The sequence below is a fragment of the Lentzea sp. NPDC036949 genome (assembly GCF_055608075.1).
Genome location: NZ_JBVJRA010000005.1, coordinates 542276 through 555831 on the forward strand (window position 1 = coordinate 542276; position 13556 = coordinate 555831).

The 13556-nt window shown below is 73.1% G+C and carries 3 protein-coding genes; 1 reads left to right on the forward strand and 2 read right to left on the reverse strand.

Annotation, left to right across the window (positions count from 1 at the left end; all coding sequences use genetic code 11):
* Position 1: 1 nt before the first annotated feature.
* Both ACZ7CD_RS17965 and ACZ7CD_RS17970 read right to left on the reverse strand, forming a co-directional pair.
* Positions 2-4807 carry a type I polyketide synthase gene (locus tag ACZ7CD_RS17965; protein WP_470379276.1) on the reverse strand — a complete coding sequence of 1602 codons (4806 nt, stop codon included), beginning with the start codon at positions 4805-4807 and terminating at the stop codon, positions 2-4.
* Entirely contained in the window at positions 4807-10119 is a 5313-nt protein-coding gene (locus ACZ7CD_RS17970) for a type I polyketide synthase (protein WP_470379277.1), read from the reverse strand. Before ACZ7CD_RS17970 ends, ACZ7CD_RS17965 begins: the two co-directional genes overlap by 1 nt.
* A gap of 608 nt (positions 10120-10727) precedes the next feature.
* On the opposite strand from ACZ7CD_RS17970, the gene ACZ7CD_RS17975 reads away from it, so the two are divergent.
* Positions 10728-13511 (forward strand): AAA family ATPase, encoded by a 2784-nt coding sequence (locus ACZ7CD_RS17975; RefSeq protein WP_470368743.1) that lies wholly within the window; start codon positions 10728-10730, stop codon positions 13509-13511.
* Positions 13512-13556 lie beyond the last annotated feature (45 nt).

Genomic DNA, 13556 nt, shown 5'->3' on the forward strand with positions numbered 1-13556 from the left:
ATCAGGCCGAGCCGAGTTCTTTGTCGATGAAGGCGAAGACGTCGTCCGCCGACGCCTCCTCCAGCCGTCCGGCCAGCACAGCCGCCCCGTCACCGACGAGGGCCTCGTTCAGGTCGGTGAGCAGCGCCTGCAGCCGCATGGTGATCCGGCCCTGCTCCAGGTCGGACGGGCTCATCGCGGTCAGCCGGGCGGCCATGCCCTCCAGTTCGGCCACCACGCCGTCCACGGTGCCCGCCGCGTCCGCGGCCGCGCCGCCGCCGATCTGCTCGTCCAGGTGCCGGGCGAGGGCCAGTGGCGTGGCGTAGTCGAAGATCAGCGTCGCGGGCAACGGGACGCCGGCCGCGCTGCTGATCCGGTTGCGCAGGTCCACCGAGGTCAGCGAGTCGAAGCCGAGGTCGCGGAACGCGGTGCCCGGCTCGATCGCGGTACCGCTCTCGTAGCCGAGCACCGACGCGGCCTGGGTGCACACGAGGTCCTGCAACGCCCGGTCGCGCTCACCGGCGGTCAGGCCGGCGAGGCTGTCGGCGAAGCCCGCGAGCTCGGCGGTGCCGGCACCGCCGCCCGCGCTGACGGTGGCCCCGGGAAGCTCCGCCAGCAGCGGGCTCGGCCGCGTCGCGGTGAACGCTGGGGCGAAGGTGGACCACTCGACGTCCGCGACGGTCACCGCGCTGTCGCCTCCGTCGAGCGCACGGCGCAACGCCACCAGCGCTTTGCCGGGGTCGAGCGCCGTGATGCCCATGGCGGCCGTCGCGGAGCGCACCGCGCCGTGTGCCGCCATGCCCTCGCCGCCCCACGGTCCCCAGGCCACCGACGTCGCCGCGAGTCCCATGCCACGGCGGTGCTCGGCGAGCGCGTCGAGGTAGGCGTTGGCCGCCGCGTAGTTGGCCTGGCCCGCGCCGCCGACCGTCGCGGTCAGCGAGGAGAAGAGCACGAACGCCGAGAGGCCCTTGTCCTTCGTCAGCTCGTGCAGATGCCTCGCGGCGTCGGCCTTCGGCGCGAAGACGCCGCTGAACCGCTCGGGCGTGAGCGAGTCGAGCACGCCGTCGTCCAGCACGCCCGCGAGGTGCACGACCGTCGAGAGTGGACGGTCTGCGGGGATGCCGTCGAGCAGTGCGGCCACCGCGTCGCGGTCGGCCACGTCGCAGGCGACCAGGCGCGCCTCGACACCCGCCGCGGCCAGTTCGGCGACGAGCTCGTCCGCACCGGGTGCCTCCGCGCCGCGCCGCGAGATCAGCAGCAGGTGCTTCGCACCCTGGTCGACGAGCCAGCCGGTGACGGCGGCGCCGACCGCACCGGTGGCGCCGGTGACCAGCACCGTTCCCTCCGGCTCCCAGCGGGACGCGATCCGCGCGGGCGCGGGTTCGAGCCGCCTGCCGTAGGCGACGGACTCGCGGACGAGCAGCTGGTCCTCGTCTCCCGGGTCGGCGAGCACGGCCGCGAACCGCGCCACGGCGGCGGTTCCCAGCTCGGCGGGCAGGTCCACGACGCCGCCCCACCGGTCGGGGTGCTCCAGCGCGGCGACCCTGGCGAGGCCCCAGACCGCCGCCTGGTCGACCCCGGTCACCGCGGATGAGGCGCCGTGGGCCATCGCATCCCGTGTGACACACCAGAGCGGTGCGCCGTGGCCGGCGTCGCCGAGGGCCTGGACGAGGGCCGCGGTCACCGCGGCCGCCTCCACCGCGGTGCCGGCGGCCGGTGCGAGCAGCGACAGCACTCCGTCGGCGCCGGGGCCGGCCGAGGCGAGCAGCTCGGCGAGCGCGGTGCGGCCGGCGCCACCGGGCACGGCGAGCACCTCGGTCCGCAACCCGGCCGCCGCGAGACCGTCGAGCACCGCGCGCGTCCAGTCGTCGGGGTCCCGCGGTGCCAGGACGAGCCAGGAGGCCGCTCCACCGGGCGTCGCGGGCGGTGCCAGCGGAGCCCACGTGACCCGGTGGCGCCAGGCGTCGGCGGCCGCGTCGGCGCGCTGCCGGTCGTACCACGAGGCGAGTGCGGGGAGCACCGGCGCGACCGAGTCCTCGCCGACGCCCAGCGTCGCGGTGAGAGAGGCCAGGTCCCCTTCGGACACCAGATCCCAGAAGGCCGCGGTCACGTCGCCGCGGGTGCCTGCGGACCGTTCGGCCTGCAGGATCGGCGCGTCCTCCCAGTAGCGGTCGCGCCGGAACGGGTACGTCGGCAGGTCCACCTTGCGGCCGCCGGCGAACACGGCCCTCCACTCAGGACCTCCGCCGGTGGTGTGCAGTGCGCACAGCGCTTCCACGAGGGTCTCGTCCTCGGCCCGGTCGCGCCGCTGCGTGCGGAGGACCGCGACCGTCTCGCCCACCACGGCCAGTGCCATGGTGGTCAGCACCGAGTCCGGCCCCACCTCGAGCAGCCGCGTCGCGCCTTCCTCGACCAGCGTGGAGACACCGTCGCCGAAGCGCACGGCCTGGCGCACGTGCCGCACCCAGTACTCCGGTGAGGTCAGCTCCTCCGCCGTGGCGAGCACGCCGGTGACGTTGGAGACCACCGGCAGCGAGGGCTCGTGGAACGTCAGTCCGGACAGGACTTCCCGGAACTGTCCGAGCATCGGGTCCATGCGGTGCGAGTGGAAGGCGTGCGAGACGGTCAGGCGGGTGGTCTTCTCGAAGTGCGCGGCCACCGCGGTCACGGCGTCCTCGTCACCGGAGATCACGACCGAGCGCGGTCCGTTGACCGCCGCGATGTCGACGCCCTCGGTCAGCAGCGGGACGACGTCGGCTTCGGCGGCCAGCAGCGACACCATCGCACCACCGGACGGCAAGGCCTGCATCAGCCTGCCGCGCGCGGCAACCAGCGCGACGGCGTCCTCGACGCTCAGCACGCCCGCGACGTGCGCGGCCACCACCTCGCCGATCGAGTGACCGCCGACGTGGTCGGGACGCACGCCCCAGTGCTCCAGCTGGCGGTAGAGCGCGGTCTCGAAGGTGAACAACGCCGCCTGCGTGTAGGCCGTGCGCGCGAGCGCCGTCACGGCGGCCGGGTCCTCGGGGTCGGCGAACATCAGGTCGCGCAGCGGTTCGTCGAGGTGCTTGCCGAACGCCAGGCAGAGCTCGTCGAAGGTCTGCGCGAACACGTCGAACCCGGCGTGCAACGTGCGGCCCATGCCGGGTCGCTGGGAACCCTGGCCCGAGAAGAGGACCGCGAGCCCGCCGGGCGCCCCGGCGACGACGGCGGGGGTGTCCCCGGACGCGACCGCGCGCAGCGCCTCCAGCAGTTCGGCGCGGTTCCTGCCGGTCACGGCGGCGCGGTGGGAGAACGCCGCGCGCGTGGTGGCGAGCGAGAACCCGATGTCGAACGGATCGGCGTCGGCGTCGTCGCCGAACCTCGCGCGCAGCCGGTCGGCCTGACGCCGCACGGCGTCGGACCCCTTGCCCGACAGCACCCACGGCACCACCGGCAGCGCGGCGCGCTCCCGCTCCTGCCCGGCGGCGGGCTCGGGTGCCTGCTCGACGATCACGTGCGAGTTGGTGCCGGAGATGCCGAACGACGAGACACCGATGCGGCGCGGGTGGTCCTGCTCCGGCCAGTCGCGGGTCTCGGTGAGCAGCCGGACGTTGCCCGCGGACCAGTCCACGGCCTTGCTCGGCTCGGTGACGTGCAGCGTCTTCGGGAGCACGCCGTGCCGGATCGCCTGGACCGCCTTGATGATCGAGGCCACGCCCGCCGCCGCCTGCGGGTGACCCATGTTCGACTTGATCGAGCCCAGCCACAGCGGCGCCTGGCGGTTCTGGCCGTAGGCGGTGATCACGGACTGCGCCTCGATCGGGTCCCCGAGCGTGGTGCCGGTGCCGTGCGCCTCGACCGCGTCGACGTGGTGCGGTGCGAGCCGCGCGTCGGCGAGCGCCTGCTCGATCACGCGCACCTGCGCCGGACCGCTGGGCGCGGTGAGGCCGTTGGAGGCGCCGTCCTGGTTGACCGCGCTGCCGCGCACGACGGCCAGCACCTCGTGCCCGTTGCGCACGGCGTCCGAGAGGCGTTCGAGCAGCAGCATCCCCGCTCCCTCCGACCAGGCGGCACCGGCCGCGTCGTCGGAGAAGGAGTGGCAGCGCCCGTCCGGGGACAGCGCGCGGCGCTCGCTGAACTCGAGGAACATCTCCGGGCTCGCCATGACCGCGGCGCCGCCGGCGAGGGCGAGCGTGCACTCCCCGCGGCGCAGCGACCCGATCGCCGAGTGCAGTGCGACCAGCGAGGACGAGCACGCGGTGTCCATCGTGACCGCGGGCCCCTCCAGTCCGAGCGTGTAGGCGATGCGGCCGGAGACGATGCTGCCGGAGATCGTGCCGCCGACGTAGTCGTGGTGCATCAGTCCGACGAAGACCCCGGTCGGGGTGCCCTTGCAGGCCCCGGGGTCGATTCCCGCGCGCTCGAACGCCTCCCACGTGACCTCCAGCAGCAGCCGCTGCTGCGGGTCGGTGCCCGGAGCGTCCTTGGGACTGATGCCGAAGAACGCGGGGTCGCACTCGGCGGCGTCGTGCAGGAAGCCGCCCTCGCGGACGTAGGAGGTGCCGGGCGGGCCGGGCTCGGGAACGTAGAACGACTCGGCGTCCCAGCCCCGGTCGGACGGGAACTCGCTCACCACGTCGACGCCGTCGGCGACGACCTCCCACAGGTCCTCCGGCGTGCGCACCCCGCCGGGGTACCGGCAGCCCATGCCGATGATCGCGATGGGCTCGCGGTGGCGGTCCTCCAGCTCGCGGACGCGGCGGCGGCTGCGCTCCAGCTCCGTCGTCGCCCGCTTGAGGTAGTCGCGGAGCTTGTCCGCAGTCGCCGAATCTGCCGTGGCATCCATCAGAGGGCTCCCAGTTCGTTGTCGATCCTCGCGAAGAGCTCGTCGTCGCTCGCCTCGCCGGCATCGGGCGAGGCGGGTTCGGAGCCGTCCGTGCGGCCGTCGCGCCAGGCGTGCAGCAACGCCTCCAGCCGTGCCGTCACGCGGGCCTGCCCGTCACCGTCGCCGTGCAGCGCGCGCAGGGCCGCTTCCAGGCCGTCGATCTCGGTCAGCACCGCCTGGGCGAGGTCCTCGGGGCCGGGCACGAGTGCGGCCTTGAGGTGCGCGGCGAGCGCGATCGGGTTCGGCTGGTCGAACACCAGCGTCGCCGGGAGGGTCAGTCCCGTCGCCGCGGCGAGCAGGTTGCGCAGCTCCACGGCGGCGAGCGAGTCGAACCCCAGCTCCTGGAACGCGCGGCCCGGGTCGATCGACTCGGCCGACGGGTGGCCGAGCACACCGGCCACGTGAGTGCGCACGAGGTCCAGCAACGCCTTGTCCCGCTGCGCTTCGGTGAGCGACGCGAGTCGCTCGCGCCAGCCCGCGCCGTTCGCGGCGCCGGCACCCGGCTCGGCTGCCCGCCGCGGTGCGCGCACGAGACCGCGCAGCAACGGCGGCACACCGCCCGCGCGGTGCCGCACGGCGGCCGCGTCGAGCCGAGTGGGGACGAGCACCGCCTCCTCGCCACCGACCGCGGCGTCGAAGAGGCGCAGGCCCTGCTCGGCGGTCAGCGGCGGGAACCCGAGGCGCCGCAGGCGTTCGGTGTCCGCCTCGTCCATGTCGTCGCTCATGCCACCGGTGCCCGTCCACAGGCCGTAGGCGAGTGAGACGGCGGGAAGTCCCAGCGCGCGGCGGTGCTCGGCGAGCCCGTCGAGGAAGGTGTTCGCCGCGGCGTAGTTGCCCTGGCCGCCCGGTACCAGCGTGCCCGCGGCCGACGACAGCAGCACGAAGGCCGACAGGTTCCGTTCGCTCGTGAGCTCGTGCAGGTGCCACGCGGCGTCCACCTTCGGCCGCAGCACCCGGTCGACGCGCTCGGGGTCGAGCCCGGCCAGCACACCGTTGTCCACCACGCCGGCCGCGTGCACCACGGCGCGCACGTCGTGCTCGGCGAGCAACGCGGCGAGCGCCGCGCGGTCCGTCACGTCGCAGCGGGCGAGCGTCACCGACGCGCCGGCCGCCTCCAGCTCCGCGCGCAGCTCCTCGGCGCCGGGCGCGGCCGCTCCCCTGCGCCCGGCCAGGAGCAGCCGCCGCACACCGCGTTCCGCGACGAGGTGCCGCGCGAGCTGCGCGCCGAGGCCACCTGTGCCGCCGGTGATGAGCACAAGTCCGTCGGAATCCCAGGACAGCGGTTCGGCCGACTCGGCCCGTGCGAGGCGCGGCACCCACAGCTCACCGCCGGCGACGACGACCTCCGGCTCGCCGACGGTCAGCGCCGCGCGGACCGCGTCGTCGGCGGCGACCTGCTCGTCGGTCGCGGCCAGATCGGTGCTCACGACGAGGAACCGGCCGGGGTTCTCCGCCTCCGCGGCGCGGATCAGCCCGCGCACGGCCGCGTGGGCGAGGTCGCCCGTGCGCAGCACCACGGCCAGGCGGCGTCCGGCGGACAGCGGGTCGTCCAGCCACCCCCGCACCCGGTCGAGCGTCGTGTGCACGCGTTCCCGCACCATTCCCGGCACCTCGTCACCGGCGTCGGGCACCGGCGGGACGAACACGGGGTCGGTGTCGGAGCGGTCGGCCGCACCGGACGCCGCGACCAGTTCGATCCGGTACAGCGGCAGGTCCGCGGAGCCCGCGAGCGCCTCCGGGGACACCGGGCGCGCGACGAGGCTGCGCACACTGGCCACCGGGTGCCCGTGCTGATCGGACAGCTCGAGCGACACCGCACCCGTCCCGTCCGGCGAGAGCCGCAGCCGCAGCACGTCGGCACCGGCGCGGTGCAACCGCACCCCGCCCCACGCGAACGGCAGCACGGCACGTCCGTCGGGCAGGTCGAGCAGGTTGACGTGCAACACGGCGTCGAGCAGCGCGGGGTGCAGGCCGAACCCGGCGGCGGTGCCCCGGGCGGAGTCGGGCAGCGCGGCTTCGCCGAACAGCTCGTCGCCGCGGCGCCACATGGCCCGCAGGCCCTGGAACACCTCGCCGTAGCCGTAGCCGGTGCGCGCCAGCCGCGGGTACAGGTCGGCCAGCTCGACCGGCTCCGCTCCCTCCGGCGGCCAGACCTCCGGCGCCGCGGCCGCTTCCCCCGCACCCGCGGCCAGGGTGCCGCTCGCGTGGCGCGTCCAGGAGCCACCTTCGTCTGCGGCGTCACCCCGGCGGGACCAGATGGTCAGTTCACGGCGGTCCGGCGCGTCGTCGCGCGCACCGCCGACGACCACCCGGACGGCCACCGCGCCTTCGCCGGGGAGGAGCAGCGGTGCGTCGAGGGTCAGCTCCTCGACGGTGTCGCACCCGACGTGCTCACCCGCTCGCAGGGCCAGCTCGACGAACGCCGTACCGGGCAACAGCACCGCGCCGTGCACCGAGTGGTCGGCCAGCCAGGTCTGCGCCGTCGGCGAGAGCCGTCCGGTGAGCACGGCGGCCCCGTTCTCGGGCACGTCGGTCGCCGCGGGCACCAGCGGGTGCCCGGTCGAGTGCTGGCCGAGCCCCTCCGGGTCGCCCGCCGGCGTCGTGCTCTCCTCCAGCCACAACCGTTCGCGCTGGAACGCATAGGTCGGCAGCTCCACCCGCTGGGCGTTGTGGGCGGCGAAGAAGCGCTCCCAGTCGACTGTGCCCCCCGCGGCGTGCAGGGTCGCGGCGGCGCTGACGACGTCCAGTTCCTCGTCACCGTCGCGGCGGAGCCCGGCGATCGCCACGCTGTCACCGCCGAGTGCGTCGGCGGCGAGCGCGGTGAGCGCGGCGTCCGGTCCCAGCTCGACGAACCGGCGCGCGCCGAGCGCGTGCGCAGCCGCCAGCGCGGGGGCGAAGCGGACCGGTTTCACCACGTGCTCGACCCAGTACTCCGGTGTGGTCAGCGCGGTGGTCGCGAGCTCACCCGTCATCGTCGAGACGATCGGCACCCGCGGCTCCGCGTAGGAGCACCGTTCCGCCACCTGCGCGAACTCCGCGAGCATCGGACGCATCAGCGGCGAGTGGAAGGCGTGGGACACGGTGAGCCGCTTGACCTTCCCGAACCGCGCGGCGAGCTCGTCGACGGCTTCGGCCGTGCCGGAGACGACGACCGACCGCTCGCCGTTGACGGCCGCGAGTGCCACCTGGCCGGTGAGGAACGGCGCGACCTCGGCCTCGGAGGCCCGCACCGCGGCCATCGCGCCCCCGGACGGCAGTGCCGCCATCAGGCGACCCCGCGCACCGGTCAGCGCGACCGCGTCCTCCAGCGAGAACACACCGGCGACGTGAGCGGCGGCCAGCTCACCGACCGAGTGGCCGACCAGGTGGCCGGGCACGATCCCCCAGGACTCGAACAACCGGTACAGCGCGACTTCCACGGCGAAGATGGCGAGCTGCGCGTAGTCGGTGCGGTTCAGCAGCTCGGCGTCGCCGTCGATCACGGCGGCCAGCGGCTCGTCCAGGTACCGGTCCGCGAGCACGCACACGGCGTCGAAGGTTTCGGCGTACACGGGGAACGCCGCACGCAGCGCGCGGCCCATGCCGATCCGCTGCGAACCCTGGCCGGTGAACAAGAACGCCGTCGAACCCCTCTTGCCGGCCAACGGGGACGCGAGGGCGAGCCGGTCGAGCAGCTCCCCCTCGTCCCTGCCGACGGCGATGACGCCGTGCTCGAACCTGGACCGCGTGACGGCAAGGGACAGCGCGACGTCCGCACTGCGCAGTTCGGGGTGTTCGGCGAGGTGTGCTCGCAGGCGGGCACGCTGGTCCTCGAGCGCGCGCGGCGTGCGCGCGGTGACGATCCACGGCACCGCGGAACTCGCCGGTGTCCCGGCCTCCGGGGGCGGTGCCGGCGCGGGAGGCTGCTCCAGCACCACGTGCGCGTTGGTCCCGCTGAGCCCGAACGAGGACACGGCGGCCCTGCGCGGCCGGCCGGTCTCCGGCCACGGCTGCCGCTTCACCGCCAGCTCGACGGCGCCCGCGGTCCAGTCCACCTGGTCGGTGGCGGTGTCGGCGTGCAGCGTCGGCGGAACCTCGCCGTGCTTCATGGCCAGCACCACCTTGATCACGCCCGCGATCCCGGCCGCGGCCTGGGCGTGACCGATGTTCGACTTCACCGAACCGAGCAGCAGCGGGTGCGCGCGGTCCTGACCGTAGGTGGCCAGCAGCGCCTGCGCCTCGATCGGGTCGCCCAGCGCCGTACCGGTGCCGTGCGCCTCCACGACGTCCACGTCCGACGGCTTCAGACCGGCACTCGCCAGCGCCTGCCGGATGACGCGCTGCTGCGACGGCCCGTTCGGCGCGGTCAGCCTGCTGCTCGCACCGTCGGAGTTGATCGCGGAACCGCGGATCACCGCGAGCACGGGGTGACCGTTGCGCTGAGCGTCGGACAGGCGTTCCAGCAGGACCATCCCGGCGCCTTCGCCCCAGCCCGTGCCGTCCGCGTCGGCCGAGAACGCCTTGCACCGGCCGTCGGGAGCAAGTCCGCGCTGCCGTGAGAAGTCCACGAACGTCTCGGGAGTCGACATCACCGTCACGCCGCCGGCCAGCGCGAGTGAGCACTCGCCGGACTGCAGCGCGCGCACCGCCCAGTGCAGCCCGACCAGGGAGGAGGAACAGGCGGTGTCGACGGTGACGACCGGGCCTTCGAGCCCGAAGGTGTAGGCGACGCGACCGGAGGCGATGCTCGCGGCGCTGCCGTTGGAGAGGTAGCCGTCGAGGTCTTCCGGGACCGAGGTGATCCTGGTGGCGTAGTCGTTGTACATGACGCCCGCGAAGACTCCGGTGCGGCTGCCCCGCAGGGACGACGGGGCGATGCCGGCGCGCTCGAACGCCTCGAAGGACGTTTCGAGCAACAGCCGCTGCTGCGGGTCCATGGCGAGCGCTTCACGCGGGCTGATGCCGAAGAAGTCGTGGTCGAACTCGGCGGCGTCGTGCAGGAATCCGCCCGTGCGGGCGTAGGTGTGCCCGCGGCGCGACGGATCGGGGTCGTACAGCGCCGAGATGTCCCAGTTCCGGTTCGACGGGAACTCCGAGATCGCGTCGACACCGGAGGAGACCAGGTCCCACAGGTGTTCCGGCGCCGTGACGCCACCGGGGAACCGGCAGCCGATCCCGATGATCGCGACCGGGCCGCGTTCCCGCTCTTCCTGCTCGCGCAACCGCTTCCGCGCCTCCCGCAGCTCCGCCGTGGTCCGCTTGAGGTAGTCGAGAAGCTGATCTTCGTTGTTCACCAGCGCGCCATCCGATCACGATCGCCGTGCCTGTTCGGCCGTTGGCTTCCGCCCGCGGACCCCCTTGGCCGCTCTGCATCGGAGGCTAGGGAGACGGCATTCACGTCAGGTACCCCTAATGCCCCCAGGAGGGCGTCCTGCAGTGCAGGGGTCAGACGTGGGGACGGGCCGGCACATCCTGGCGCAGGTCGCTTGCCGGAGAGGGCCGGATGAGACCGGCACACACGCGCGACCAAGTGGTTTAGGAGAATTCCCAGGACGGTTCCGCGTTGATCCGCGAGTCAGTTAACAACGGTGTTACCGGCAGGTTCACCGTCCGGAAAGGATCTTGAACGGCCGGGCGCGAATTGAGACATGTGCCCTTCGTACACCGGCGAAAGTATCCCGAATCGTGCTAGCTTGGACCCATGCCGGGCAACACCGCTGCATGACATGAGCGACTCCGGAAGCAGTCATTGCGGAGTCGTTCCCCGTGAGGTCGGAGTGACCGCGGACGAACGGTCATCACCCTTCTCACCGGCGGTGGCTTCGCACCAGGGCGCGGCCGCACACAACGGCGAGTGCGAGTTCCCCGGCTCCCTGCGGGTACTGGGACGGAATACGAGGCGATGGCGCGCATATTCGGTCGAACGAGAGAACTGGCCAGTCTGCACGAAGCATTCGTCGAGAGCACCAGAGGAAACGGCCTGCTCGTACTGGTGAGCGGCACACCCGGTTCCGGAAAGACCCAGGTTCTCGACGAGTTTCTGATCAGCGTCCGGGAATCGGGTGCGCGGATACTGCACGCCACGGCAGACCCCGCCTCCCGGGACAGACCGCTGAGCCTCGCCCGGAATTTGCTGAAGAACAGCGGAACCGCCTGCCCGGAGCTGTGGAGCGAAAAGCAAGACCACATCGTTTCCGACCGCGTTCACCCTCCGCGAGAAAAAAGTGAAGAAGTCGATTTCCCCACGGCCGAGCTGGAAGCCTCTGCGGAGGCTCTGCTCGGCCGCGCGGACGAGGACTGCCCGCTGGTGCTCGCGGTGGACGACGCCCACCTGATGGACGCCTGGTCCACCACGAGCATCGTGCACCTGCTGCAGCGCGGCCGGTTCCGCAAGCTGCTCGTCGTGTGCACGCTCGGGATCGAGGACGACGCCTCGCGCACCGTCTCCTCCCGGCAGCTGAACCGCCATCCGCACCGGCGCATCCGGCTGGCGCCGCTGTCCGCCGCGGAGCTCGCCGAGCTGCTCGCCGCGGACGCCGGAGGACCGCCTTCCGAGGAACTGACGACCGGGTTCTCCCGGATGACCGCGGGTGTCCCGCTGCTCGCGCACGCGCTCCTGGACGACTGCAAGACGCGCGGCGCCCTGGTCGAGCGGCCGGTCGCGGGAGCCGCGTACCGCAACGCGGTCCTGCAACTGCTGCACCGCAACTCGTCCGAGAAGATCCACGTGCTGCGGCTGCTGGCGTTGTTCGGCGAGTCCGTCCAACACCTCAGCGACACCATCGACAGCGTCAACCTGTCCGAGACCATGGGTGTGAGCGACGAAACGGTCAGCAACGCCGTCGACCGGGGCAACTCGACCGGCCTGCTCACCGGTCGCCGTTTCCTCGACCCGGCCGCCGCGGCCGCGGTGCGCGAGGACATGAGACCGGACCTGCGCACGACCCTGCACTGCAGGATCGCCGAAGCGCTCTACAACTCCGGCGCGCCGGCCGAGGTGGTCGCCTCACACCTGCTCGCCGCCGAGCTCGTGCCGGCGGGCTGGGGCACGAGCACGCTGCGCAGCGCCGCGGAGGCGGCGCTCGGGCGGGACGACCTCGAACGCTGTGCCGCCTGCCTCCAGCTCGCCCTGCGCGGCTGCTCCGGCACCGCGGAAAGCCACGAGATCACCGCGGCGCTCGCCAGGGTCGAGTGGCTCACCAACCCGGCCGCGGCCGGCAGACGCCTCGACCCGCTGCGGCAGGCCGCCGAGAAGGGCGAGCTGGACCTGCGTGATGCCACCACGGTGCTCCGGCACGTGCTGTGGCAGGGCGACACGGAGCTGGCCGGCCGGATCGCGGAAGCGCTGCCGCCGCCGGTCTCCTCGGCCGACGAGCTGGTGCGGCAAGAGGTCGACATGATCCGGCAGTGGTTCTACGGCGCGGGCGAACCCGCCGGCCCCTCCCGTTCGAACGGGCACCCCGACAAACGGCGCACCATGTACGGCATCATGGCGCCGCTGAGCGCCCTGCTCAACGGGGTGGACACGGCGGAGTCCACCACCGCGCTGGCGCAGTGCCTGCAGGGCCACCGGCTGGACGACCTCAACCTCGAGATCGTGGCGATGTCGCTGCTGGCGATCGCGTACGCCGGCCAGCCGGCGCTGGCCGGCGCCGCCTGCGAGGGACTGCTGGAGTCCGCCGTCGCGCGGCGTGCCAAGACGTGGCAGGCGATCCTGGGGAGCGTGCAGGCCGAGGTCGCACGATTACAGGGAGACCTGCCGGCCGCGCTGACAGGGGCGAGGGAGGCGGTGGAGCTGCTGGCCCCGCAGGGGTGGGGTGTGCTCATCGGCCTGCCGCTGTCCACCGCGTTGTTCGCCAACCCCGGGCTGGGCGCGATCGCGCACAACGAGCAGCTGCTCAACCTCCCCGTGCCGAAACCGATGTACCGCACCGTGTTCGGCGTGCAGTACCTGCGCGCGCGAGGGCACCACTACCTGGAGACCGCGCAGCCGTTCGCCGCACTGAACGACTTCGAGACCAGCGCACGGCTGATCCGGGAGGGCAACTCCCAGCTGCAGCGCGGCATTCCGTGGCGCACCGACCTCGCCATGGCGTACCTGCGGCTGGGCAAGACGCGCACGGCCCGCACACTGGCCGAGGAGGAGCTGCGGCGTTCGCGGACCAGCAGCGCGAACGCCCAGGCCCTCGCGCTGAGGGTGCTGGCGGCGACCAGCAAGCCCTACCAGCGCGCACCGCTGCTCCACCAGTCGATCGACCTGCTCAAGGCTTGCGGCGACCGGCAGTCCCTCGCTCACGCGTACGCCGAACTGGCGTCCGCGCACTACGAGTTCGGCGAGTTCGCCCGCGCACGGCTGGTCGCCAAGCACGCCGCGCGCGAGGCGGAGGCGTGCCGGATGGTCTCCCCCGTCGACCAGCACCTGCTCGAGGACGCGGAACCGACGGCCTCCGACTCCGACCAGAGGGGGACCGTCCTGCTCAGCGACGCCGAACGCCGCGTCGCGCACTTCGCCGTGCTCGGCTACACCAACCGCGAGATCAGCGACCGGTTGCACGTCACGATCAGCACCGTCGAACAACACCTGACCCGCGTGTACCGCAAGCTCAACGTCGCCAAGCGCTCCGAGCTCCCGTCGGACATCATCGTCGGTGAGCAGGCGCAGCGGCAGAAGACGGCGGTGGACTGACAACCGCCCGGGGGACGAGCCCAGACGTGCCGAAGCGGCCCGCCA